19 protein-coding genes are annotated in these 23683 nt (G+C 66.9%); 12 read left to right on the forward strand and 7 right to left on the reverse strand.

The genetic code is table 11. The annotated features are described in order from the left end of the window. Positions 1-174 precede the first annotated feature (174 nt). Positions 175-2172: a transketolase gene (gene tkt / locus JLDANKMP_RS17325; RefSeq protein WP_005414341.1), complete on the forward strand. Its 1998-nt coding sequence runs from the start codon at positions 175-177 to the stop codon at positions 2170-2172. A 125-nt stretch (positions 2173-2297) separates the two neighbouring features. On the opposite strand, the gene JLDANKMP_RS17330 is transcribed toward tkt, so the two are convergent. Together JLDANKMP_RS17330 and JLDANKMP_RS17335 are read right to left on the reverse strand one after the other, a co-directional pair. Then, positions 2298-4250 (reverse strand): acetyl-CoA hydrolase/transferase C-terminal domain-containing protein, encoded by a 1953-nt coding sequence (locus JLDANKMP_RS17330; protein WP_212561727.1) that lies wholly within the window; start codon positions 4248-4250, stop codon positions 2298-2300. Between the two features lie 34 nt (positions 4251-4284). Further along, entirely contained in the window at positions 4285-4842 is a 558-nt protein-coding gene (locus JLDANKMP_RS17335; RefSeq protein WP_088436870.1) for a flavin reductase family protein, read from the reverse strand. Positions 4843-4960: 118 nt separating this feature from the next. On the opposite strand from JLDANKMP_RS17335, the gene JLDANKMP_RS17340 reads away from it, so the two are divergent. From JLDANKMP_RS17340 to JLDANKMP_RS17350, 3 genes are read left to right on the forward strand one after another with little or no spacing between them, the layout of a single operon-like run. Continuing rightward, positions 4961-5326 (forward strand): BlaI/MecI/CopY family transcriptional regulator, encoded by a 366-nt coding sequence (locus JLDANKMP_RS17340; RefSeq protein WP_012481135.1) that lies wholly within the window; start codon positions 4961-4963, stop codon positions 5324-5326. Continuing rightward, positions 5319-6518, forward strand: a complete 1200-nt coding sequence (locus JLDANKMP_RS17345) for a TonB family protein (protein WP_212561728.1) — start codon at positions 5319-5321, stop codon at positions 6516-6518. The genes JLDANKMP_RS17340 and JLDANKMP_RS17345 overlap by 8 nt, the downstream gene beginning before the upstream one ends. Next, positions 6515-7078, forward strand: a complete 564-nt coding sequence (locus JLDANKMP_RS17350; RefSeq protein WP_212561729.1) for a hypothetical protein — start codon at positions 6515-6517, stop codon at positions 7076-7078. The genes JLDANKMP_RS17345 and JLDANKMP_RS17350 overlap by 4 nt, the downstream gene beginning before the upstream one ends. Before the next feature lie 55 nt (positions 7079-7133). Here JLDANKMP_RS17350 and JLDANKMP_RS17355 read toward each other — a convergent pair whose 3' ends face one another. The 3 genes from JLDANKMP_RS17355 to JLDANKMP_RS17365 all read right to left on the reverse strand — a co-directional run bounded on the left by JLDANKMP_RS17355 (position 7134) and on the right by JLDANKMP_RS17365 (position 9626). Then, positions 7134-7934, reverse strand: a complete 801-nt coding sequence (locus JLDANKMP_RS17355) for an MBL fold metallo-hydrolase (RefSeq protein WP_212561730.1) — start codon at positions 7932-7934, stop codon at positions 7134-7136. An 11-nt stretch (positions 7935-7945) separates the two neighbouring features. After that, positions 7946-8764, reverse strand: a complete 819-nt coding sequence (locus JLDANKMP_RS17360; RefSeq protein WP_212561731.1) for a S1/P1 nuclease — start codon at positions 8762-8764, stop codon at positions 7946-7948. A 232-nt stretch (positions 8765-8996) separates the two neighbouring features. After that, the gene (locus JLDANKMP_RS17365; protein WP_005410839.1) at positions 8997-9626 is read right to left on the reverse strand and encodes an OmpW family outer membrane protein; all 630 of its coding nucleotides are present in this window, start codon (positions 9624-9626) and stop codon (positions 8997-8999) included. Positions 9627-9817: 191 nt separating this feature from the next. On the opposite strand from JLDANKMP_RS17365, the gene gap reads away from it, so the two are divergent. The 8 genes from gap to JLDANKMP_RS17405 all read left to right on the forward strand — a co-directional run bounded on the left by gap (position 9818) and on the right by JLDANKMP_RS17405 (position 21566). Continuing rightward, complete coding sequence (gene gap, locus JLDANKMP_RS17370; RefSeq protein ID WP_005414333.1) at positions 9818-10822, forward strand: type I glyceraldehyde-3-phosphate dehydrogenase; 1005 nt, start codon at positions 9818-9820, stop codon at positions 10820-10822. Between the two features lie 125 nt (positions 10823-10947). Then, the gene (locus JLDANKMP_RS17375) at positions 10948-13611 is read left to right on the forward strand and encodes a DUF2339 domain-containing protein (RefSeq protein ID WP_212561732.1); all 2664 of its coding nucleotides are present in this window, start codon (positions 10948-10950) and stop codon (positions 13609-13611) included. Then, positions 13608-14984: a DUF3999 domain-containing protein gene (locus JLDANKMP_RS17380; protein WP_212561733.1), complete on the forward strand. Its 1377-nt coding sequence runs from the start codon at positions 13608-13610 to the stop codon at positions 14982-14984. Before JLDANKMP_RS17375 ends, JLDANKMP_RS17380 begins: the two co-directional genes overlap by 4 nt. 596 nt (positions 14985-15580) lie before the next feature. Beyond that, a complete protein-coding gene (locus tag JLDANKMP_RS17385; protein WP_005414330.1) occupies positions 15581-16756 on the forward strand; it encodes a phosphoglycerate kinase in 1176 nt (391 codons plus the stop codon). After that, on the forward strand, positions 16753-17406 hold the full coding sequence (locus JLDANKMP_RS17390; RefSeq protein WP_005410834.1) for an HAD hydrolase-like protein: 654 nt from the start codon (positions 16753-16755) through the stop codon (positions 17404-17406). The genes JLDANKMP_RS17385 and JLDANKMP_RS17390 overlap by 4 nt, the downstream gene beginning before the upstream one ends. 217 nt (positions 17407-17623) lie before the next feature. Then, positions 17624-19090 carry a pyruvate kinase gene (pyk, locus tag JLDANKMP_RS17395; protein WP_005410833.1) on the forward strand — a complete coding sequence of 489 codons (1467 nt, stop codon included), beginning with the start codon at positions 17624-17626 and terminating at the stop codon, positions 19088-19090. Between the two features lie 196 nt (positions 19091-19286). After that, on the forward strand, positions 19287-20291 hold the full coding sequence (locus JLDANKMP_RS17400) for a class I fructose-bisphosphate aldolase (RefSeq protein ID WP_005410832.1): 1005 nt from the start codon (positions 19287-19289) through the stop codon (positions 20289-20291). 129 nt (positions 20292-20420) lie between these two features. Then, the gene (locus tag JLDANKMP_RS17405; RefSeq protein WP_043034326.1) at positions 20421-21566 is read left to right on the forward strand and encodes a hypothetical protein; all 1146 of its coding nucleotides are present in this window, start codon (positions 20421-20423) and stop codon (positions 21564-21566) included. Between the two features lie 92 nt (positions 21567-21658). Here JLDANKMP_RS17405 and JLDANKMP_RS17410 read toward each other — a convergent pair whose 3' ends face one another. Next, positions 21659-22258 (reverse strand): O-acetyl-ADP-ribose deacetylase, encoded by a 600-nt coding sequence (locus JLDANKMP_RS17410; protein WP_049406609.1) that lies wholly within the window; start codon positions 22256-22258, stop codon positions 21659-21661. Positions 22259-22526: 268 nt separating this feature from the next. Further along, the gene (gene cysK, locus JLDANKMP_RS17415; RefSeq protein ID WP_005410829.1) at positions 22527-23486 is read right to left on the reverse strand and encodes a cysteine synthase A; all 960 of its coding nucleotides are present in this window, start codon (positions 23484-23486) and stop codon (positions 22527-22529) included. Positions 23487-23683: the final 197 nt, after the last annotated feature.

Here is a 23683-nt window from a genome sequence, read left to right on the forward strand (position 1 = left end):
TTTCCGCAGGGAAAGGGCTCCGACCCCTTTTCATGTGCGGAATCCGGCGGAGACCACGACGCTGCCGGCCAGCGGCCGCCACGACCAGGCCAGGTGAACCGACCCCCGGCCCGGCGACTATGGGACAATAGGCCGCCCGCACGTCCGCGGCCGCCTCCCGATTCCGACAGAACCATGACGCAGCCTACCCGTCGCCAGTTGGCCAACGCCATCCGCTTCCTTGCCGCCGATGCGGTTGAAACCGCAAAGTCCGGCCACCCCGGCATGCCCATGGGCATGGCCGACATCGCCGAAGTCCTCTGGAACGACTACCTCCGCCATAACCCGAGCAATCCGCACTGGTTCAACCGCGACCGTTTCGTGCTGTCCAACGGCCACGGTTCGATGCTGCAGTACGCACTGCTGCACCTGAGCGGTTACGACCTGCCGATCGAACAGCTGAAGCTGTTCCGCCAGCTGGGCAGCCACACTGCCGGCCACCCGGAACGCCACGAGACCCCGGGCGTGGAAACCACCACCGGCCCGCTGGGCCAGGGTTTCGCCAATGCCGTGGGCTTCGCCCTGGCCGAGAAGCTGCTGGCACAGCGCTTCAACCGCCCGGAGCTGGAAGTGGTCGACCACCGCACCTGGGTGTTCATGGGCGATGGCTGCCTGATGGAAGGTGTGTCGCATGAAGCCGCTTCGCTGGCCGGTACCTGGGGCCTGCACAAGCTGGTCTGCTTCTGGGACAACAACCACATCTCCATCGACGGCAACGTCGAAGGCTGGTTCACCGACAACACCCCGGAGCGTTTCGAGGCTTATGGCTGGAACGTGGTGCGTGATGTCGATGGCCATGACCCGGAGAGCATCAAGGCCGGCATCGAGGCCGCGCTGTCGCAGAGCGACAAGCCGACCCTGATCTGCTGCCGCACCACCATTGGCTTTGGTTCGCCGAACAAGGCGGGCAAGGAATCCAGCCACGGCGCACCGCTGGGCAAGGACGAACTGGAAGCCACCCGCAAGCAGCTGGGCTGGGAATACGGTCCGTTCGAGATCCCGCAGGCGATCTACGACGGCTGGCGCGCCAACGGCGCCGGCACGCTGCGCCAGGCCGAATGGGAACAGCTGTTCGACAAGTACGCCAGCCAGTACCCGGCTGAAGCAGCCGAACTGACCCGCCGCTCGCATGGCGAACTGCCGGCCGACTTCGTTGCCAAGGCCGATGCCTACATCGCCCAGGTGGCCGCTGAAGGCCCGACGATCGCCTCGCGCAAGGCGTCGCAACTGGCCATCGAAGCCTACGCCCCGCTGCTGCCGGAAATCGTCGGCGGCTCGGCCGACCTGGCGCACTCCAACCTGACCCTGTGGAAGGGCAGCAAGTCGGTCGCCAGCGACGACGCCAACGCCAACTACGTGTACTACGGCGTGCGCGAGTTCGGCATGACCGCCATTGCCAACGGCCTGGCCCTGCACGGTGGGTTCATTCCGTTCGACGCCACCTTCCTGGTGTTCAGCGACTACGCCCGCAACGGCGTGCGCATGAGCGCGCTGATCCCGGCCCACGCCATCCACGTCTACACCCACGACTCGATCGGCCTGGGCGAAGACGGTCCGACCCACCAGCCGGTGGAGCACCTGGCCTCGCTGCGCTACATCCCGAACAACGACGTGTGGCGTCCGTGCGATGCGGTCGAGTCGGCGGTGAGCTGGAAGGCTGCGATCACCCGCCAGGACGGCCCGAGCTGCCTGGTGTTCAGTCGCCAGAACCTGCCGCACCAGCCGCGCAACGCCGAGCAGATCGCCCAGATCGAGCGCGGTGGTTACGTGCTGGCCGATGCCGACGGTACCCCGGACGTGATCCTGATCGCCACCGGTTCGGAAGTCTCGCTGGCCACCGAAGCCAAGGCCCAGCTGGACGCGGCCGGCCTCAAGACCCGCGTGGTCTCGATGCCGTCCACCGACGTGTTCCTGCGCCAGGATGCGGCCTACCGTGAATCGGTGCTGCCGAACGCCGTGCGCAAGCGCGTGGCGGTGGAAGCCGGCGTCACCGGTTTCTGGCGCCAGTTCGTCGGCCTGGACGGTGCCGTGATCGGTATCGACACCTTCGGCGCCTCGGCCCCGGCCGACCAGCTGTACAAGCACTTCGGCATCACCACCGCGCACGTGGTGGAAGCGGCCAAGTCGCTGTAAGCAGCTTCGCGACGTAATGAGAAAAGGCCGGCGCACGCCGGCCTTTTCTTTGCCGCAGGAAAAAGGGGACGGAGGGGATCAAGTCGTTTGTGCACATGCGACTTAATCCCCTCCGTCCCCTTTTCTCAGGCGGTGCGCGCCAGTGCCAGCCGCAGGAGGCGCGCGTCCAGCCGTTCGGCGAAATCCTTCGGGGCCTGCAGGCCCATGCGCTGCAGGTACACCGCATCGCCATCGCCGGCCGGTTGGCGCAGCGCTGCCCAGACCGTGCGCAGCTTGTCGCCGCGGGTCTGAGTGTTGGCCTTCAGCCAACCCAGCGCCTTCACCAGCACCTGCTCGATCTCGTTGAAGTCGCTGCCCAGCGGATAGTCCGGCAGGCTGCCGTCGGCGCGGAACGGTGCCAGTGCCGCCGCCAGTGCCTGCGGCGTGTTGCGCTGCTGGCGCTGCGGATCCGGTTGCGTGGCTGCCAGCAGCTTGCGCGAGGCGTGTGCCTGCTGCAGCAGGCCGCTCTGGAACGGGGCTTCGGTGATCGCCGTCATCGCATGCACGCAGTCCTCGTCCGTCAGTCCACGCAGATCGGCGATGCCGTATTCGTTGAGGTAGATGTCGCGCAGGTGGCGCGGGATGGTGGTGTGCCCATAGTTCCAGCGCACGTTGGATTCGCGCTGGCCCTTGTCATCGCGCGCCGCGCGGAACATCAAGACGCTGCGCGCTTCCGGCAGGGCATGTGCCATCGCCACGAAGTTGTACTGGCCACCCACGCCGGACACCACACGTCCGTCGTCCAGTGCATCCGACACGGCCGCGCCCAGTGCAGTGGCCATCATGCAGGAGTTGAAGAAGCGCGCATGGCGGCGTTGCAGGCGCTCCAGCGTCTCGTTGCCGCCATACAGCTGGTTGATTTCGCTGATGCGGCGCATGCCGATCGCACGGCATTCGTCTTCCGGCAGCGTGCGCAGCCACTCGTAGAACTCCGGCGAGCCCAGGTAGAACGCGCCGTGCAGGTACTCGCCCTCGGCCGCCAGGGTGGCGTGGTCGATGGACAGCGTGCTGCCGTTCTCGATGCGCTGCATCAGCGCCAGGTCGTCGTGCACCTTGCGCTTGATCACCCCGGTCTGCACCAGCCGGCGGAAGCCTTCGTTGAGCATCTCGCTGCAGCCGTACAGGCCCACCTCGAACGGATCCAGTCCGCCGATCTCCTGCACCAGCGGGTGGCTGGCAAGCTGTGGATCCAGCGCATGCAGCACGCGGCGGTAGCGCGCGTTGTCGGTGTGGCGCAGCACCAGCGCATGGCTGAGCGCGTCGGCCAGCGTGCCGATGCCGATCTGCAGGGTGCCGCCGTCGCGCACCAGCGTGCTGGCGTACAGGCCGATGGCGTAGTCGGCATCGCCCACCGGCTGCCGCGGCAGCCCGAACAGCGCCGGGTACGGCGGCGGCGGGGTGATCACCAGATCGAAGAACGACACATCGACCGTGGCCGAGCCGCCCATGTAAGGCAGCTGCGGATCGATCTCGGCGATCAGCAACGGGCGCGGCAGCCCGCGCGCGGTCATCGCATCCAGCGTGTCCTGGGTGATGTCGTTGTTGCACGACAGCGAAAGCCGGCGATCGTTCGGCCGCATCGCCACCTTCTGCACGATCACCTGCGGCGCGCGCTGCGCGACCGCATCGGCGGCGTGGGTGTAGTTCAGGCTGGTATAGCTGGATTGCGCCTGGCGCGAACCGAGCAGGGCGCCGGACTGCATGTAGAACTCTTCCACCTGCACATGTGCCGGCAGTGCATCGCGCGCGATCGCATCGGCATAGGCCAGGCGCGGGAAATCGTCGCCGAAATGGCGCTGCGCGAACGGCGCCATGAAGCGCGCTTCCAGGCCGTTGCCGCGCGCCTTCGGCGGGTTCAGCGACAGCGCGGTATACAGCTGCAGCGGTCGCGATGGGTCGTGCTCGACGCGTGCATAAAGGGCATTGAGCAGCCGATGCGGCTTGCCCAGTGCCAGCGGTGCCCCGATCCGCAGCGGCCCGTCCACGCGCGCAAGCAACCAGTCGACGGCGGCGTCCAGGTCGGTGAGGTGTTCGGTCATGCGCGGCGGTCCTGCGTGTGGGGGAGTGCTGGCATTACAGCATGTCGGGCTTGAACCGCCGTCGACGCGAGACTTCGGCGCCGGACACCATGAACTGGCCATCGCCCCGGTAATGCACCGTGCGCGGCAGTTTCGGCCGGGGCGCGACGTGGGCGCGCACGATTTCCCAGATGAACAGGTTGCTCGATTGCACCTGGCTGTCGTCGTAGAGTCGGCATTCGAAGCACGAATGACATTGGCCGACCAGCGGCGCGCCGACCTCGCGCGCGGGCAGCGCATCGAGCTCGAAACGGGCGAACTTGTCGACCTCGCGGCCGCTGCAGTTGCCGATGTCCACCACGGTGTCGAGCAGCTCCACGCCGGGCACGTTGATCACGCATTCGCCGCTGCCACGGGCCAGCGCATGGCTGTGGTTCGCGTCCCAGAGGTAGGTGGCGACCAGCGAGGGCGAGAAGCCCATCACCATGTGCCAGCCCATCGTCATCAGGTTGCGCTGGCCACGCCAGGCGGTACTGACCAGCACGATCGGGCCAGGTTCGAGGAAGCGGCGGGCCTGCTCGACCGGGAAATCCTTCTTGGGCAGCGGCTTCATCCGGGGCCTGGGGCGGGAGGCATCGATGCTGGCGCAGCCGGGATGAACCTGGAGTCGAGGGGCTTGACAGATGATTCGATTACGCGCGTAATCTTTGCGTCGATTACGGATGTAAACCATGACCCCGATCAGCGAAGCCGAAGCCGTTGTGATGGAGGTGCTGTGGCAGCAGGCACCGCGTAGCGCCGATGAAGTGGTAGCCGCACTGGCCCACCGCGACTGGGCCGAACCGACCATCAAGACCCTGCTCAATCGTCTGCTGACCAAGGGCGCGATTGCTGCCGAGCGTGATGGCCGGCGCTACCTGTACCGGCCGCTGCTGCAGCGCCAGGCGTGGGTGGAGGCGCAGAGCCAGGACTTCATCGGCCGTGTCTTCGAAGGGCGCGTTGCGCCGTTGGTCGCGCACTTCAGCGAACGCGGCCAGTTGAGTGCGCAGGACATCGCCGAACTGAAGAAACTGATCCAGGAGCTGGACCATGACTGAGCTGCTCAACGGAGTGTGGCAGGCCAGCCTGTGGTTGGCGGTGGGCGCGGTCCTGCTGGCGGTGATGCGGCCGCTGCTGGTGCGATTGGGGGGCGCTGGTCTGGCATACCGCAGCTGGTGGGTGCTGCCGATGCTGCTGCTGGCACTGATGCTGCCGTTGCCGCAGGTTGCGTTGTTGCAGCAGGTACCCACGCTGCCGCTGAAAGTGCTGCCCGGTGCCATTGATGGCGCGGCCGGCCAGTCCTTGCCATGGGCCGGGTTGTTGCTGGCATTCTGGGCCGTGGGCACGGGCATCTGCCTGCTGCGCGACCTGCGTGCGCAGCGCCGTTTCGGACGCAGCATGGGCCCATTGCGTGCGCGTGCCGATGGCAGCTGGCAGGCCAGTGGCGATCCCGGGCTGCCGGCGCTGGTCGGCCTGTGGCGGCCGCGCATCGTGGTCGGCCCGGCATTCGACCAGCAGTTCACCGCACAGGAGCAGAACCTGATCCTGCAGCACGAGCGCAGCCACCGTCGCAATGGCGACCACTGGGCCAACGGCGCGCTGCTGCTGGTGCGCGCGCTGTTCTGGTTCCACCCGCTGCTGCCATGGGCCGCACGCCGCTTCCTGCGCGACCAGGAACTGGCCTGCGATGCCCGCACCATCGGCCCACAGCCTGCGCTGCGCGGCCTCTACGCCAGCACGCTGCTGAAGGCGCAGCTGGTCCACCCGGTTGCGCCCGCGGTCTGCCATTGGCGCAGCCAACCCGTGTTGAAGGAGCGTATCGCCATGTTGAAGCAGTCCAAGCGGAAGGCATTGCCGTGGGTGTCGGGACAGGTACTGGTGGTCGGGGTGTGCCTGGGAATGGGAGCGGTGGCGTGGGCCAGCCAGGGCGGAGGCGCGGGAGGCCCGGCAGGGTCCGTCATGGATCGGGAGATCCAGGTCGACAAGATGCCGCCGCCGTCCTATCCGAAATCTGCGGTCGAGCAGCGCCAGGTGGGCGTGGTGAACCTGCGCGTGGAAGTGGACGCCCAAGGCCATCCCACCGACGTCCAGGTGCTCAGCGCCACCAATCCGGGGGTGTTCGATGCTGTCTCGATTGCTGCGGCGCGCAGCTGGAGCTATCGGCCCGCAGTGAAGAACGGCAAGCCGGTGGCCGGTGCCGTGCGCGTCCCGATTACCTACGCCATGGATGACACCGAGGACACGAAGTGAAGCGAGCGCCGCTGCTGATGATGGCCGTGCTGCTGGCGGGATGTGCAACCCAGGATCGCCTGACCACCGCCGATATCCGCAGCGAGAATGTGGGTCACCAGCGCCTGCGACCCGATGCGGGGGGAGGGACCGGCCAGATCCAGCCCTACGCACTGGCCGCCAGCGAAGGCTACCGCATGCCACAACTGCATACGGCACCGGACCCGGTAGTGGGGGAGCGTGATCCACGCACCTCGCTGCCGCCGACTACGGTCTGCCTGCAGGTGGTGGTGGATGCGCAGGGCAGCGTTGAGCGCAGCATCCCGCTGACCGACCGCAGCGAATGCAGTGCGGGTGAGGCACCGGAGAATGCGCCCTTGCTGCAGGCAGCGCAGGAGGCGGTTGCCATGTGGAAGTACTCGTCTGCCGCAGTCTGCCACTTCGCGGCAGGTAAAGTGCCGGCTGATCGCGGCGACTGCCGCAGTGCCGAGCGGGTCGAACCGGTGGCCGTCACCCTGCAGTACGCCTTCACCTTCGAGGTCGTGAAGGGCCGGCAGACGGTCCGCATGCAGGGAAAATGATCGCGCGTGATGCCGGGTAGCGCCGGGCCATCCCCGGCCAGTACAGCGGCGTCGATCAGGCCCCGCCCTGGATGTTGGCCTTCACTGCGGGCTGCATCAGTTTCGGTTCTTCCAGCGTGGCATCGCGGGCCTGTCGCACGCTGACGAACTCCGCCTCGGCTACGCCGTCATGCACGTGGATGTTGTGCGCGCGCTGTTCGCCGATGGTGGTTTCGTTGGCAAATCCGCGTCCACCCGGGCCGTAGTCGTGGCAGACGAACACGCGCGTTGCATCGGGCAAGGCCAGCAGGCGCTGGATCGAGCGGTACAGCTGCGCGGCATCACCACCGGGGAAATCACAGCGGGCAGTGCCGCCGTCGGGCATGAACAGCGAGTCGCCGGTGAACAGCGCATCGTCGATCAGGTAGGCGATGCTGTCGCTGGTATGGCCGGGCACGGCGATCACCTGGCAGCGCAGTTCGCCCAGAGCGAAGGTCTCGCCGTCGCTGAACAGGTGATCGAAGATTTCATCTGCGGCAGGAAGCTGCAGGCCATAGCGTGGTGCAAACGTTGCCTGTACCGCGCGGATGCCTTCGCCGATGGCCAGCGTGGCCTGCGGGAAACGATGCTTCAGGCGGCGCCCGGCCGACACATGGTCAGCGTGGGCATGGGTTTCCAGCAGCCAGCGCAGCTGCAGGCCGTGTTGCTCGATGGCCTGCAACGCGGCCTGCAGCGGCGCTTCACTGCTGGCGTCGGTATCCGGGTCGTAGTCCAGGACCGGGTCGATCAGCGCTGCCTCGCTACTGGCCGGGTCAATGACCAGGTAGCTGAAGGTATTGCTGTCACGGTGGAAGAACGACTGCACCTGGACTGACATTGGAACCCTCCTCAGCGCGCGCCGAGCACGCGGTTCAGCAACTGCGCCAGGTTTTCACCGGCCAGTCGCAGCTGCGCTTCGGCCAGCGGCCGGTAGCGCTCGGTGTATTCGTCACCGATTTTACGCGTGGCCGGATAAACGCCAGCTTGCATGGAAATGCGGCAGCTGGCCTCGGCCCACGTCTGCGGGTCGCGCTGCGGGTTGGACTGGCGCGCCAGCTTCGGCGCGCGCTGGCTCTGCAGCAGCGGCAGGTAGCCCGCGTCGTCCAGCTTGCGGGTGTTGAGCATGCCGCTGTCCCACAGCGAGTGCAGGTTGGTACCGCGGTTGCCGAACTGCAGCTGGAAATCGTTGCCGCCCTTGTCGTGCGCGTAACCGGCGTGCATCGGCTGATGGATGTCGCCGACCAGGTGCACGACGAACTTCAGCGCCTGCAGGCGCTCGCCATCGGTCAGGCTGCGATCGCCGAGGATGGTGCTCTGCGCCTTCAAGGCTTCGACGATGCAGTTGCCGTTCCTGCAGTGCTTCGGTGCTTCGTAATGGCAGTTGTCTTCGGCGATGTTGACGTAGTGCCAGCCGGCCGAGCGACGGCCCAGGCCCGGATCCTTGGCACGCAGCTGGTCGGCCCAGGGCGCGATGCTGGCCAGCGTGGCGTCCGGTTCGGTGGCCAGCAGGCGGTCCACTTCTGCGCGGGCGGTGGGATTGAGGCGGGCGTCGGCGACTTCGGCGACAAGGCGGTGGCCTTGCGCGCCCCAGGCATGGGCCGGGGCGGAAGCGGACAGCAGGGCCGGCGCCATGGCGGCGGCGAGGAACAGGGAATGCAGGGCTTTCATGTGCACATTCTAGCTGGGTAGGTGGATTGAAGAGCGGCGCGTTCCTGTTCCGAAGTGGGAGCGCAGCGGGAGGCGCGGCGTGTCCCGGCTCTGCTCCCCGCCTGGCCCCAGCTCCGGAACCGCTTCAGTCCCAGGCACAAAAAAAGCCCCGGCAATCACCGGGGCAACATGCTGCGAGGGTTTTGCGTATGGCGGGGGAGCGGGGGCGAAGCCCCCGCGCCCAACACACCGCTTAGAACTTGAAGACGTACGAAGCGCCGTAGACCAGCGGATCGATGTTGACCGTGCCGATCTTCTCGCCGTTCAACTTCACCTTGCTGTCGATGTCGATCCAGCGCATGTCCACACGCAGGGCGCCCTTCTCGCCGATCGCGAAGTCGATGCCCGCATGCGCGGCCAGGCCCCACGAATCCTGCAGCTTCAGCTTGCTGCCGGCCAGCGCACCGGTGGTGTCTTCGCTGAAGAAGGTCGTGTAGTTCACGCCCGCGCCGACGAACGGCGAGACCTTGCCCTTGCTGTTGAAGTGGTACTGCAGGGTCACCACCGGCGGCAACTGCTTGGTGCTGCCGACGCGGCCGAGGCCATTGATGTTGATGTCGTGCTTGAACGGCAGCGCGGCCAGCACTTCGATGCCCAGGTTGTCGGCAATGAAGTACTCGCCGGTGATGGTCGGCTTGACGTCGTTGTCGACGTCGACCTTCAGCGTGTGGCCGGCCAGCCAGCCGTTGTTCGACTTCGGCGCCACCTGGTGGACGCCGGCCGAGACGGTCCAGTCGCCCTTGGACTGGGCCATGGCCGGGGCGGCGGCGAGGGACAGGGCGGCGGCCAGGCCGGCCAGGATCAGGGGGGAGGTCTTGCGCATGGGGGTGATCTCGTTGCTGGGTGGATGGCGACAGTCTCGGCCTCACGCCGTGCTAACGCTTTGATCCGGATCAAATCCTGTCCGCCGGCCCTCTGGCCCGGGCGCTGGCCCACGGTGGCCAGCCCCGGTTTGCTAGACTTGTGGGCCCTATCCATCCCGCCGCACCCGTAGCGGCCGCAGGAGCTTGAGAAATGGCAATCAAGGTTGGTATCAACGGTTTCGGTCGCATCGGGCGTAACGTCCTGCGCTCGGCGGTGCTGAACTTCGGCGACGACATCGAAATCGTGGCCATCAACGATCTGCTGGAGCCGGACTACCTGGCGTACATGCTCAAGTACGACTCCGTGCACGGCCGCTTCAAGGCCGACGTGGCAGTGCAGGGCAACGACCTGCTGGTCAACGGCAAGAAGATCCGCCTGACCCAGGAACGCGACCCGGCCAACCTGAAGTGGGATGAAGTCGGTGCCGACGTGGTGCTGGAAGCCACCGGCCTGTTCCTGACCAAGGAAACCGCGCAGAAGCACATCGATGCCGGCGCCAAGAAGGTCATCATGTCGGCGCCGTCGAAGGACGACACGCCGATGTTCGTCTACGGCGTGAACGACAAGACCTACGCCGGCCAGGCGATCATTTCCAACGCCTCGTGCACCACCAACTGCCTGGCCCCGCTGGCCAAGGTCATCAATGACAAGTGGGGCATCAAGCGCGGCCTGATGACCACCGTGCATGCGGCCACCGCCACCCAGAAGACCGTCGATGGCCCGTCCAACAAGGACTGGCGCGGTGGCCGTGGCATCCTGGAGAACATCATCCCGTCGTCCACCGGTGCGGCCAAGGCCGTCGGCGTGGTCATCCCGGAACTGAACAAGAAGCTGACCGGTATGAGCTTCCGCGTCCCGACCTCGGACGTGTCGGTGGTCGACCTGACCGTCGAACTGGAAAAGGAAGCCACCTACGCCGAGATCTGCGCGGAAGTGAAGGCACAGAGCGAAGGCCCGCTGAAGGGCATCCTGGGCTACACCGAAGACAAGGTGGTGGCCACCGATTTCCGTGGCGAAACCTGCACTTCGGTGTTCGACGCCGACGCTGGCATCGCCCTGGACGGCACCTTCGTCAAGCTGGTCACCTGGTACGACAACGAGTGGGGCTACTCGAACAAGTGCCTGGAAATGGCCAAGGTCATCGCCGCCAAGTAAGGCCGGCGAAGATCGCACACGGACCCCGGCCTGGCCGGGGTTCGTCGTTTATGGGGCCGGCCCTGTCGTAGCATGAGCCGGTCGACCGCTGCCGTTGGGGCGCGGGAACGCTATGGAAGCACGCAATGGAAGCACTGATTGCCCTGGTCGTACTGGTCCTGCTGGCCATCCCGCTGCTGCTGGTGGTGGCGCTGGTGATGATTGCCGGCCTGCGCCGCCGCGTCGCCGCGCTGGAAAGCGCCATGGCTGCCGCGCCGGTCGCCGCCATGCACGCGCCTGAACGGCCTGCGGCCCCCCCTGTGGCCAGTGCCGATCCACCGTTCCTGCGGCCGGTGGCGGCTGCTGCACCGCCTCCGCCTCCGCCTCAGCCAACGCCGGTGCGCGAAGCGGTGCCTGCGGCAACGGAGGCGCCGCGCCCGATCGCACCACCGCCGGTGCCACCCGCGCCGATGCAGCCACCGTTGCCTTCCGGACCGGTGCTGCCGAACTTCATCGAGCGCGGCATTGGCGCGGTCAAGCGCTGGTTCACCGAGGGCAACGTGCCGGTGAAGATCGGCATGCTGGTGCTGCTGGCCGGTGTCGCTGCGCTGCTGAAGTACGTCAGCGACCAGGGCTGGCTGGTGCTGCCGATCGAGCTGCGCCTGGCCGGTGTCACCGTCGGTGCACTGGGCCTGCTGGCGTTCGGCTGGCACCAGCGCGAGCGCCGGCGCCTGTTTGCGCTGGCCTTGCAGGGCGGTGCCATCGGCGTGCTGCTGCTGACCATCTTCGCGGCCTTCAAGCGTTTCGAGCTGATTCCGCCGGGCTTCGCCTTCGTCAGCTCCATTGCACTGGTAGCCGCGCTGTGCGTGCTGGCGGTGGTGCAGAACTCGCGCACGCTGGCGGTGCTGGGCATCCTCGCCGGTTTCATGGCACCGCTGTGGCTGTCCACCGGCAGCGGCAACCACGTGGGGTTGTTCAGCTACTACGCCGTGCTCAACGCCGGCATCTTCGCCATTGCCTGGTTCCGACCGTGGCGCGCGCTGAACCTGCTGGGCTTCGCCTTCACCTTCGGTATCGGCACGTTCTGGGGCGTGCTGCAGTACGCGCCTGACAAGTTCAGCAGCACCGAGCCGTTCCTGCTGCTGTTCTTCGCCTTCTACCTGCTGATCCCGTTGCTCTACGCACGCCGGCAGCCCGCCGGGCAGCGTGACCTGGTCGATGGCAGCCTGGTGTTCGGTACGCCGTTGGTCGCGTTCTCGTTGCAGGCGGGGATGCTGTACCAGCAGCCGATGACGCTGGCGCTGTGCGCACTGGGCCTGGCCGCGATCTACGCGGCGCTGGCGTGGGCGTTGATCAGGCGCGCGTCGTACACCGTGCTGGCGCAGTCGCACGCGGTGCTGGCGGTGGGCTTTGCCACGCTGGCGGTGCCGCTGGCCTTGTCGGCGCGGGCCACCGGCGCGGTCTTCGCGCTGGAAGGCGCCGGACTGGCCTGGTTGGGCCTGCGCCAGAAGCGCTGGCTGCCGCAGGTGTCCGGCGCGCTGCTGCAGATGGGCGCTGCGTTCGCCTTCGTGGCCGGTGGCGATCACTGGCATGAGGACCTGCGCTTCCTGATCAATCCGACCGCCATCGGGGCGCTGCTGCTGGCCCTGGCCGGCTTCGCGTCGGCCTGGAGCTACCAGCGCAGGTCACGCCACGAGATCGCCCTGGTCTACTACCTGTGGGGCCTGCTGTGGTGGCTGGGCGGCATGGTGCATGAGATCACCCGCTTCTTCCCGTACCGCACCGAAGTGGACGCGTTGCTGGTGCTGGCCGCCGTCACTGCCTGGCTGGCCGCCGAAATGCAGCGCCGTCAGCCGGCACGCGCACTGGGCGTGACCGCGCTGGCCATGCTGGCGCTGGGCTTCCCGCTGGCGCTGATGCAGAGCGACGCGCACCATCAGCCGTTCGCCGGCTACGGTGCGCTGGCCTGGGCGGTGTTCGCGGTGATGGGCGTGCGCACGCTGCTTTGCCTGCGCCAGGGGGGCGACAGCGTGGCGCGCATCGCGCAGTTCCTGTGGTGGCTGTTGTGGCCGTCTCTGCTTTCGCTGCTGGCCCTGTGGGGCGGTGGCGAGGCCGGTCTGGCACGGGGCTGGACCACGTTGCTGGTGACGGTGCCGTGGCTGCTGATGGCGGCGCTGTCGCTGTGGCGCTGGAATGCGCTGCGCTGGCCGCTGGGTGCAGCGTTTGATCGCGTGCGCCAGCCGCTGCAGTGCGTGCTGTTCGGCCTGTTGTCGATCGGCTGGCTGTCCGGACAGCTGCTGCCGGGCGATGCTGCACCGCTGCTCTGGCTGCCGGTATTGAATCCGGCCGAGCTCGGACAGTGGCTGAGCCTGTTGCTGCTTGCACGCTGGCTGTACAGCGATCAGGCGCCGAAGACCCTGTTGGGAATCCGCATGCCGCTGCTGTCACTGGCAACGTTCGTCGCGCTGACCAGCGTGGTGCTGCATGGCGTGCATCAGTGGGGCGGCCTGTCGTGGAGTGCGTCGATGATGCGTTCCAGCCTGGCGCAGACCAGCCTGACCGTGCTGTGGAGCGTGCTCGGCGTGATTGCCTGGGTGTGGGGATCGCGCCGTGGCCAGCGCGTGTTGTGGATGGTCGGTGCCGTGCTGATGGGCGTGGTGCTGGCCAAGCTGGTCATCGTCGATCGCCAGCACCTGGGCAACCTGCTGGGCATCGCATCGTTCATCGCCTACGGCCTGCTGTGCACGGTCGTGGGTTATCTGGCACCGGCGCCGCCCAGCGCGGCGCCGTCCGTGGAGGAAAAACAATGAGGAAGTGGAGCAGGGCGCTGCTGCCGGCGATGTTCGGCATGCTGGCCGCCGTCGCGGTGCAGGCCGCCGACTACCGCACGCAGTACGCCGAGCAGTGGCCGCTGACGCTGTCCAGCGCACAGTCCGGTGCGTACAGGGTGGTTCTGGAGCCGGCGATCTATCGCCGTGCAGGTGCCGCAGACCTGGGTGACCTGCAGGTGTTCAACGCCGCCGGCCAATCGTTGCCATCGGCATTGCTGGCGCCGGACCAGCCACTGGCACAGCCGCCGGTGCAGCGTGAGCTGCCGTGGTTCGCGCTGCCGCCGCTGGCCGAAGCACAGCGCAACGATCTGCAGTTGCTGACCGAGCGCGATACCGATGGCCGTGTCCGTCGCGTCGAAGCACGCGTGAGCGGCGGTGCGGCAGCGAACGGGCAGGGTGGTTGGCTGATCGATGCCAGCGTGCTCGGCCAGCAACCGTTGGCGGCACTGGTGCTGGACTGGGCTGACAGCGGACAGCCGTTGCAGGCGCAGGTGCAGCTGGATGCCAGCGACGACCTGCAGCACTGGCGTCCGATCGGGCGTGACATCCCGCTGGTCGACCTGCAGCGTGCTGGCAAGCGCCTGCTGCAGCGCCGCCTGCAGGTGGACGGCGAGGCGCGCTATCTGCGCGTGCTGGCGCAGGGCGATGCGCGCCTGCCGACGCTGCGCAGCGTGCTGGCCGAGCTGCCGCCGGCGCCGGCCACGCTGCCGTGGGAGTGGCTGTCGCTGGAACCGACCTCGAAGGGCAAGGGTGAATACACCTTCGAACTCGACGGCCGTTTCCCGGTAGCGCGCGCGGATGTGACCAGCACCGACAACAGCCTGGTGCAGTGGACGTTGTTCAGCCGCGATGACGAGAGTGCGGAATGGCAGCGCCGCAGTGCGCCATGGATCGCGTACCAACTGCAGCAGGGCGCGCAGGGCCAGCGCCAGCAATCAGCGGCCCAGCCGCTGGGGGGCGTGCATCGTGACCGCTACTGGAAGCTGGTGGCGAACCCGGCGGAAACTGCGACCGCACCGACCCTGCGCTTGGGCTACCAGCCGGAAGTACTGGTGTTCCTGAGCCAGGGGGCAGCACCGTATGCACTGGCAGTGGGCAGCGCGACCGCGCGCCGCATGGAAGCGCCGATCGGTGTGTTGATCGAGGAACTGCGGCAGCGCAATGATCCGTCGTGGCAGCCGACGCTGGCGCGCCTGGAGGGCAGCCCGGAGCCGCTGGCCGGTGACGCGGCGCTGAAGCCGCAGCACGATTGGAAGGCGTGGTTGCTGTGGGCGTTGCTGGGGCTGGGTGTGTTGGTTGTTGGCGGCCTGGCGGTCAGCCTGCTTCGGCAGAAGCCGGCGCCTTCGGAATAGGGTCCAGCGAACGGCGGAGCCCCTCGTGGGTGGTCGTTCTTCGAGCAAAAGCCGCGCTTGGCCGGGCGGGTGGGTTGTCTGGGGGACGCCGTGAATACGTCCCTGTAGGCTCGGTCGCCGCATCCATGCGGCTCACGCCCCCAGCCAACCCACCCGCCCGGCCACGGACAGTTTCCGTGTGCGTCCACCCACGTAGAAAAAAAGAAAAGCAAAAGCGGGTCGCGCGCTTCGCGCACCCCTTCTTTCTTCAACCGACACCACACACTGCTCTTGCGTTTGCCATCCGCTCTACCTCATGAACCTGTCGAGGCCGGGGCGGTGCGGGTTGGCAGGGGTGTCAGCCGCATGGATGCGGCTGCCAAGCCTCCACGGACGGATTCACGGCGTCCCCTGCCAGCCCGCACCGCCCCGGCCCACTCACGGCACCACGAACCGCCAGCGCTTTGGCTCTGGCTGTGCTGTTGCTGTTGCTGTTGCTGCTGCAGTTGCAGTTGTGCCTCTGTCTGCCACAGGCATGGACCCTCCCACCACCCGCACCCGATACAATGGCCGTCTGCCGCATCCCGGCATCCTGTCCCCGAGCCAAAGAGTTGCCCATGTCCATCGTCCGCATGACCGACCTCGACCTCTCCGGCAAGCGCGTGCTGATCCGCCAGGATCTGAACGTGCCGATCGAGAATGGCCGCATCACTTCCGAACAGCGCATCACCGCTTCGCTGCCGACGCTCAAGCGCGCGCTGGAGCAGGGCGCGGCGGTGATGGTCACCTCGCACCTGGGGCGCCCGAAGGAAGGTGTGTGGAGCGAAGCCGATTCGCTGGCGCCGGTGGCCCAGCGCCTGTCCGAGCTGCTCGGTCGCGAGGTTCCGCTGGTGCGCGACTGGGTCGACGGTGTAGAGGTCCAGCCGGGCCAGCTGGTGCTGCTGGAAAACTGCCGCATGAACGTCGGCGAGGGCAAGGACGATGAAGCCCTGTCGAAGAAGTACGCCGCCCTGTGCGATGTGTTCGTGATGGACGCCTTCGGCACCGCGCACCGTGCGCAGGCCTCCACACACGGTGTCATCCGCTTCGCCCCGGTTGCTGCCGGTGGCCCGCTGCTGATGGCCGAACTGGACGCGCTGGCGCAGGCGCTGGATGCACCGGCCAAGCCGCTGCTGGCCATCGTCGCCGGCAGCAAGGTCAGCACCAAGCTGGAACTGCTGGCCAACCTGGTCGGCAAGGTCGACCAGCTGATCGTCGGTGGTGGCATCGCCAACACCTTCATCGCTGCCGCCGGCTACAACGTCGGCAAGTCGCTGTACGAGCCGGACCTGCTGGACACCGCGAAGAAGATCGTGGCCGATGCCAAGGCGCGCGGCGCCGACATCCCGCTGCCGGTGGACGTGGTGACCGCCAAGCAGTTCATGCCCGACGCGGTCGCCGAGGTGAAGGCGGTCGACGCCGTTGCCGAAGATGATCTGATCCTGGACATCGGCCCGCAGACCGCGGCGCAGTACGCGCAGCTGATCGACAAGGCCGGTACCGTGGTCTGGAACGGCCCGGTCGGTGTGTTCGAGTTCGAGGCCTTCAGCAAGGGCACCGAAGCGCTGGCCCGCGCCATCGCCAGCTCCAAGGCGTTCTCCATCGCCGGTGGCGGCGACACCCTGGCGGCGGTCGACAAGTTCGATATCGCCCAGCAGGTCAGCTACATCTCCACCGGCGGCGGCGCGTTCCTGGAGTTCCTGGAAGGCAAGACCCTGCCGGCGGTGGCCGCACTCGACGCGCGCGGCGCATGAGTGCCGGGCACGGCAAGGATGTCCTGTTCTTCGACCTGGACGGCACGCTGATCGACTCGCAGGTGGGCATCACCGCCTGCATCGCCTATGCGCTGCAGAAGATGGACCATCCGGTGCCGCCGCAGGAAACGCTGCTGGGCTGGATCGGTCCTTCGCTGCGTACCACCTTCACGCCACTGTTCGTCGAACCAGCGCGGGTGGAGCAGGCGGTGGGCTATTACCGCGAGCGCTTCGACGCCGAAGGCTGGCGCGAACACACGGTGTACCCGCAGGTGGAAGACACCCTGCGCACGCTGCATGGCCGAGGCCACCGCCTGGCGGTGGTCACCGCCAAGAACGAGCCGCATGCGCGCCGCATCCTTGCGCACCTGCCGTTTGGCGGGCTGTTCGAGGAGATCGTCGGTTCGACCCTGGACGGCTCGCGCAGCCACAAGCCCGAGCTGGTCGGGGAGGCACTGCGCCGCCTGCAGCTGCAGCCGGCACAGTGCTGGATGATCGGCGACCGCCGCATGGACATCGAGGGCGCACGCCACCACGGCCTGCGCAGCGTGGGTGTGCTGTGGGGCTTTGGCGGTGAGGCCGAACTGACCGAAGCCGGTGCGGGCCAGCTGGCTCGCGAGCCGGCACAGCTGACGACGCTGTTGGCCTAGCCGCCCCGCCTGGAGAGCTGGCCCCACGCTCGGCTGATTGCGGCCAACGGCGCAGCCGGGCATGGGCCCGGCTCTACAGAACGCCCTGCGCCAGCGTATGTCCGGGTGATGTCCGTTCCATGACCCGCGAAGTCAGGCAGCACAAGGCTGTAACCGTATACATGCGGCGTGAAGGATGTGCTAATTTCCGTTCTTTATCGGGAGAGGCCCATTCACCATGTTCGAGCGTCAGCGTCGCACCAAGATCCTTGCCACCCTCGGTCCGGCCACTGATCCGCCGGGCGTGCTGGAGGATCTGTTCCGCGCCGGCGTCAACGTGGTGCGCCTCAACTTCAGCCATGGTGACCCGTCCGGCCAGGCCAAGCGTGCCGCCGAAGTGCGTGCCGCCGCCGCCCGCGTCGGCGTGGAAGTGGGCATCCTGGCCGACCTGCCGGGCCCGAAGATCCGCATCGAGCGCTTCGCAGAAGGCAAGGTGCAGCTGAAGGCGGGCAACCGCTTCGACCTGATCGCCAGCACCAGCGCCGGCCCGGGTGATGCCACCCAGGTGGGTGTGAGCTACCTCGGCCTGCCGCAGGACGTGGGTCCGGGCGACGTCCTGCTGCTCGACGACGGCCTGATGCAGCTGCAGGTGGTGGAGGTGCAGGGCGAACGCATCATCAATACCGTACTGAACGACGGTGTGCTGTCCGACCGCAAGGGCCTGAACAAGCAGGGCGGCGGCCTCTCGCTGGGCGCGCTGACCGAGCGCGACAAGGAGCTGATCGGCATCGTCGCCAAGATCGGTGTCGACTTCATCGCTGTGTCGTTCTGCCGCAACGCGCAGGACATGAACGATGCGCGTGACATCGCCCGCTCGCATGGCTGTGATGCTGCACTGGTATCGAAGATCGAGCGCACCGAGGCCATCGAGAACCTGGAAGAAATCGTCGAGGCCAGCGACGTGGTGATGGTCGCCCGTGGCGACCTTGGCGTGGAGATCGGCGATGCCGAACTGCCGGGCCTGCAGAAGAAGATCATCAAGGCCTCGCTGGCACAGAACAAGGTGGTGATCACCGCCACGCAGATGCTGCAGTCGATGGTGGAAAGCCCGATTCCGACCCGTGCCGAAGTGCTCGACGTGGCCAACTCGGTCATCGACGGCACCGATGCGGTGATGCTGTCGGCCGAGACCGCTGCAGGTGCCTGGCCGGTCAAGGCGGTCGAAGCAATGGCGCGCATCTGCCTGGGGGCCGAGCGCCAGTTCCAGACCGAGACCGACTTCAACGCTTCGCCGCGCAACCTCGAGCGTGCCGATCAGGCCATTGCCATGGCCACCATGTTCCTGTCCCAGCACGTGGGCGTGCGCGCGATCGTGGCAATGACCGAGTCCGGTGGCACCGCGCGTTATCTGTCGCGTTTCCGCGCCAAGGCGCCGGTGTTCGCGGTGACCCGCCATGACGGCGCGCGCCGGCAGATGGCGCTGATGCGCGATGTGTTCCCGATCAACTTCGACAGCCGCGGCCTGACCCCGCGCGAAGCCGCGCGCGGCAGCATCCGCCTGCTGGTGGAAGCCGAACTGCTGCAGGCCGGCGACCGCGTCGTGTTCACCAGCGGCGAGCACATGGAAACCCACGGTGCCACCAATACCCTGCGCCTGCTGGAAGTGGGTGAAGACGGCCGCGCCATTGGGCTGGGCGATCTGTAAACCCAGTCGGCCTTGGGTCGGAGCCGCTGCGCGCATCCGACCCGGGGTCAGATCCCCAAAGGGGCTCTGACCCCATGCCGCAGGACATCCCTTGTCCTGCGCGGACATTGGAATCGTTTCCATCCTGGCCTCGACACCGGGGCAACGGGCAGCGGGGCTATACTTACGTTTTTCCCGCACCCGCCACAGGAAATACATGAGCATCGAACAGCTGGCCGAAACCGCCCAGGCCATGGTCGCCCCGGGCAAGGGCATCATCGCGATCGACGAATCCACCGCTACCATCGCCAAGCGTTTCGCCGGCGTCGGTATCGAGAACACCGAGGAGAACCGTCGTGCCTACCGCGAGCTGCTGCTGACCACGCCGAAGCTCAACGAGCACATTTCCGGCGCCATCCTGTACGACGAAACCATCCGCCAGTCGACCAGGGACGGCGTGCCGTTCGCCAAGTACATGGCCGACCACGGCATGATTCCGGGCATCAAGGTGGACAAGGGTGCGCACCCGCTGGCCGGCTGCCCGGGCGAGCTGGTCACCGAAGGCCTGGACGGCCTGCGCGAGCGCCTGCAGGAGTACTACAAGCTGGGTGCGCGCTTCGCCAAGTGGCGTGCGGTCATCAACATCGGCGAGAGCATTCCGTCGGGCACCTGCATCGAGTCCAACGCCCATGCGCTGGCCCGTTATGCCGCCCTGTGCCAGGAATGCGGCCTGGTGCCGATGGTCGAGCCGGAAGTGATCATGGACGGCGACCACGACATCGAGACCTGCTACGAAGTCACCGAAGCCACCCTGCGTTCGCTGTTCGACGCGCTGTACCAGCAGAACGTGCTGCTGGAAGGCACCATCCTGAAGGCGTCCATGGTCATCTCCGGCAAGAACTGCGATGAGCAGGCCGACGTCGAGGAAGTGGCCGAGTCGACCGTGATGTGCCTGAAGAGCACCGTGCCGGCCATCCTGCCGGGCGTGGTGTTCCTGTCCGGTGGCCAGAGCGACGAGCAGTCCACCGAGCACCTGAACGCGATGAACCAGCTGGGCAACCTGCCGTGGCCGCTGAGCTTCTCCTACGGTCGCGCCATGCAGCAGGCCGCGCTGAAGCTGTGGGCCAAGGACATGAAGGGCAACTACGCAGCCGCCCAGAAGACCGTGTACGAGCGTGCCAAGGACAACGGCCTGGCTGCGCTGGGCAAGTGGAACGGTTGATCCGTCCCATCGCTGGATGAACAAGGCAGCGCCGGCATCACGCCGGCGTTTGCTTTTGCGGGTATCTTTTCCGCCCCCGCGTGCCCGGCCGGTACGCGGGAACCACATGGAAGGCCAAGGAGAAACAACATGCGTTTGGCAGCAATCACACTGGCCGTAGCCACGGTCCTGGTCGCCGGCGGGTGCAACCGCATCGGCGGCGGCGCAGAGGCAGGCAAGGCCGCGTCGCTCGATTTCGACAAGCCGGTGTCCGGCGAGATCACCTCGCGCAGCGGCATCAACTTCAATGATGGCAGCCATCACCAGCTCTACCAGATCAAGCTGGAAGACAAGGATCTGGTCGGCCTGAAACTTACTGGTGCCCTCAGCGGCTCGATCGCCGTTTTCAACAACGGCAGTCTTGTTTCCACCAGCAACACCGGTTACGAACGCGAAGGCGACGTCTCGCTGGCGTTCCGTGCCAATGGCGGCGGCACCTACCAGGTGGCGGTCAATGCCGATGGCCCGACCGCCTTTGGTCCGTATCGCCTGCGAGCCGAGAAGCTGAAACCTTACGACGGCAAGCCGTTGGCGGGCAGTGGCGAAATCGTGGACATGCTGGCCAGTGATTCGCAGGACTACACCCTGCAGGTGGACAAGGCCGGCCTGTACGAAATCCGCCTGGTGTCGGATGTCTTCGATCCGGTGCTGAAGCTGTCGGGCCAAGGCGTTGAAGCCGAAAACGACGATGGCAACGACAGCACCAACTCGCGGCTGACCCTGTCGCTGAAGCCGGGCAAGTACACCCTGACCGCGCGCGGCCTCGGCAGCGGTGTCAATGGCATGTTCACCCTGTCTGCCACCCGCATCGAACTGCCGGGGAATCTGGTCGAGCGCGATGGCACCGCCCTGCCGAAGTCGGGCAGCGTGTACACCATGCTGGACAACGAAGGCCGTCGCCGCTTCCTGCTGACCCTGGACCGGCCGGCCGACGTGCGCCTGGATGCGATTTCCAGCCAGGTCGATACCGTGCTGCGCGTGGTCGGTGGCGATGTCGAGCTGACCGACGACGACGGTGGCAACGGTACCAACTCGCGCCTGGAAGAGACTCTGCCGGCCGGTCATTACACCGTCGACGTGTCCAGCCTGAACAATGGCGCAGGCATGGTCGAGGTGCGCGTGCAGGTGGAAGGGGCCAGCGCCGAGGGTGCTGCCGCCTCGGCTGCACGTGCCGCTGCCGACGCGGCAGCCGCCGTGGCCGATGACGCCGCTGCGGTGGAAGCTGCCAGTCGTTGAGTGTGATTCACGCCATGCGTGGATGACATCAACGGTGCAACTGAGAAGGCCGGGCAATGCCCGGCCTTTTCCTTTCCGCGCTGCGTCGCGATTCAATGCGCGGCGGCAAAACCCGCGTCACCCAGGGGCGGCAGCATCGACCCGCGCGGTTCGCTGTCGGCGCTTTGCCCGGCGGCACTCAACGCCTGCTGGTAGGCCTTGGCCGTAGCGGTATTGAACGCCACCAGCACGATGCGCATCGGTTGCGCGTGGCTGCGCTGCCAAGCCAGTGTTTCGGTCACTGCGATCTGCGCGGCCTGGTACAGCGGATAGCCGTATACGCCGCAGCTGATGGCTGGGAATGCGATCGACTGCACGCCCAGCGATTCGGCCAGCTGCAGCGACTTCCAGTAGCAGTTGGCGAGCAACGCCGGTTCATCGCGCTGGCCGTCGTGCCAGACCGGGCCCACCGTGTGCAGTACGTAGCGTGCAGGCAAAGCGTAAGCACTGGTGGCGCGCACTTCGCCGGTCGGGCAACGTACGCCCGGGCGCAGCTCCGGCAGCTGCGCGCATTCGGCCAGCAACGCGGGCCCGGCCGCACGATGGATCGCGCCGTCGACACCGCCACCACCGAGCAGCGTTTCATTGGCCGCGTTGACGATCGCATCCACCGCCAGGGTCGTGATGTCGCCCTGCCAAACTTCGATCTTCATGCGTCCGTCTCCTGCCTGTGAGGTGATCCGCGCAGCATCTGCGCCGGCTGTTCCCACGGTAGGGGACAGGGCATCGATACTGCGTCATGACCGTCTCACGCGCTGCGATCCGACGGCCTTCACGCACGATGGCGGGCGACGCCTTCATGCAGGCTGAAGCAGAAGGGAGTCGGAGCCCTTTCCCTGCGGAAAAGGGAGCCGACCCCGGGCATGTAACAGGATGGGGTCAGATCCTTTTCCGGATGGAAGAGGCTCTAGCCCCCGGGTGTCACGGCAGGCCGGCCAGCCAGTCGTCGTCGGAACCCTCATTCACGTCGGCAAACAGCGGCGTGGAGAAGTAGCGTTCACCGGTGTCCGGCAGCATCGCCAGGATCACTGAACCCGGTTCGGCACGTGCGGCCACGTCCAGTGCGCTGGCCACGGTAGCGCCGGCGGAGATGCCGACGAAGATGCCTTCCTCGGCGGCCAGTCGGCGCGCGGTGGCGATCGCGCGGTCATCTTCCACCGTCAGCAGTTCATCCACCACATCACGGTTGAGCACGTCGGGCACGAAGTCCGGGGTCCAGCCCTGGATCTTGTGCGGCTTCCAGTCATCGCCCTTCAGCAGTGCGGCGCCGGCTGGCTCGGTGGCGATGATGCGGGTCTGCGGACGCGCGACCTTCAGCACTTCGCCCACGCCGGTGAGCGTGCCGCCGGTGCCCCAGCCGCTGACGAAGTAGTCCAGCCGCTTGCCGGCGAAGTCGCGCAGGATCTCGGCGGCGGTGGTGTTGCGGTGATACGCCGGATTGGCCGGGTTGGCGAACTGGCTGGCCAGGAACCAGCCGTGCTGCTCGGCCAGTTCGCGCGCCTTGCGCACCATGCCGCTGCCGCGTTCGGCGGCCGGGGTCAGGATCACCTTGGCGCCATAGGCGCGCATCAGCTTGCGGCGCTCCACCGAGAAGGTCTCGACCATGGTCGCCACGAACTTGTAGCCGCGCGCGGCGGCGACCATCGCCAGCGCCACGCCGGTGTTGCCAGAAGTGGCTTCGACGATGGTGTCGCCCGGCTTGAGCAGGCCACGCGCTTCGGCGTCGAGGATGATCGCCAGCGCCAGGCGGTCCTTGACCGAGCCGCCCGGATTGAACGACTCGACCTTGGCGTAGACGCTGACCTGCGGCGGCGCCAGGCGCTGCAGCTTGACGATGGGGGTGTTGCCGACGGTATCGAGGATGGAGTCGTACAGGGCCATGGAAGCGCTCCGGAAACAGGGCCGCGCCGGACGCCGGCGGGCAGAAGGGGAGGGCTGGCTGTTCAGGCCAGCGGCTGCCGGCTGACCGTAGCGCCGGCATATGACGCCCGGAAATGACCAGATACCTTTCTTAAACAACCTTTGGTTATAAGCTGGTGACGGCAATTGACCCTAGAGTGGACCTCCGCCCCACGCCG

This window comes from Stenotrophomonas sp. PE591 (genome assembly GCF_018320795.1).
GTDB lineage: Bacteria > Pseudomonadota > Gammaproteobacteria > Xanthomonadales > Xanthomonadaceae > Stenotrophomonas > Stenotrophomonas maltophilia.

Excerpts from the sequence above, each read along its gene's own strand:
- JLDANKMP_RS17400 (WP_005410832.1), top strand. The coding sequence starts at position 19,287 with ATGAGCATCGAACAGCTGGCCGAAACCGCCCAGGCCATGGTCGCCCCG.
- pyk (WP_005410833.1), top strand. The coding sequence starts at position 17,624 with ATGTTCGAGCGTCAGCGTCGCACCAAGATCCTTGCCACCCTCGGTCCG.
- JLDANKMP_RS17380 (WP_212561733.1), top strand. The coding sequence starts at position 13,608 with ATGAGGAAGTGGAGCAGGGCGCTGCTGCCGGCGATGTTCGGCATGCTG.
- JLDANKMP_RS17345 (WP_212561728.1), top strand. The coding sequence starts at position 5,319 with ATGACTGAGCTGCTCAACGGAGTGTGGCAGGCCAGCCTGTGGTTGGCG.
- JLDANKMP_RS17330 (WP_212561727.1), bottom strand. The coding sequence starts at position 4,250 with ATGACCGAACACCTCACCGACCTGGACGCCGCCGTCGACTGGTTGCTT.
- JLDANKMP_RS17365 (WP_005410839.1), bottom strand. The coding sequence starts at position 9,626 with ATGCGCAAGACCTCCCCCCTGATCCTGGCCGGCCTGGCCGCCGCCCTG.
- JLDANKMP_RS17405 (WP_043034326.1), top strand. The coding sequence starts at position 20,421 with ATGCGTTTGGCAGCAATCACACTGGCCGTAGCCACGGTCCTGGTCGCC.
- JLDANKMP_RS17390 (WP_005410834.1), top strand. The coding sequence starts at position 16,753 with ATGAGTGCCGGGCACGGCAAGGATGTCCTGTTCTTCGACCTGGACGGC.
- JLDANKMP_RS17360 (WP_212561731.1), bottom strand. The coding sequence starts at position 8,764 with ATGAAAGCCCTGCATTCCCTGTTCCTCGCCGCCGCCATGGCGCCGGCC.
- JLDANKMP_RS17355 (WP_212561730.1), bottom strand. The coding sequence starts at position 7,934 with ATGTCAGTCCAGGTGCAGTCGTTCTTCCACCGTGACAGCAATACCTTC.
- JLDANKMP_RS17335 (WP_088436870.1), bottom strand. The coding sequence starts at position 4,842 with ATGAAGCCGCTGCCCAAGAAGGATTTCCCGGTCGAGCAGGCCCGCCGC.
- gap (WP_005414333.1), top strand. The coding sequence starts at position 9,818 with ATGGCAATCAAGGTTGGTATCAACGGTTTCGGTCGCATCGGGCGTAAC.
- JLDANKMP_RS17375 (WP_212561732.1), top strand. The coding sequence starts at position 10,948 with ATGGAAGCACTGATTGCCCTGGTCGTACTGGTCCTGCTGGCCATCCCG.
- cysK (WP_005410829.1), bottom strand. The coding sequence starts at position 23,486 with ATGGCCCTGTACGACTCCATCCTCGATACCGTCGGCAACACCCCCATC.
- JLDANKMP_RS17410 (WP_049406609.1), bottom strand. The coding sequence starts at position 22,258 with ATGAAGATCGAAGTTTGGCAGGGCGACATCACGACCCTGGCGGTGGAT.
- JLDANKMP_RS17385 (WP_005414330.1), top strand. The coding sequence starts at position 15,581 with ATGTCCATCGTCCGCATGACCGACCTCGACCTCTCCGGCAAGCGCGTG.
- JLDANKMP_RS17340 (WP_012481135.1), top strand. The coding sequence starts at position 4,961 with ATGACCCCGATCAGCGAAGCCGAAGCCGTTGTGATGGAGGTGCTGTGG.
- tkt (WP_005414341.1), top strand. The coding sequence starts at position 175 with ATGACGCAGCCTACCCGTCGCCAGTTGGCCAACGCCATCCGCTTCCTT.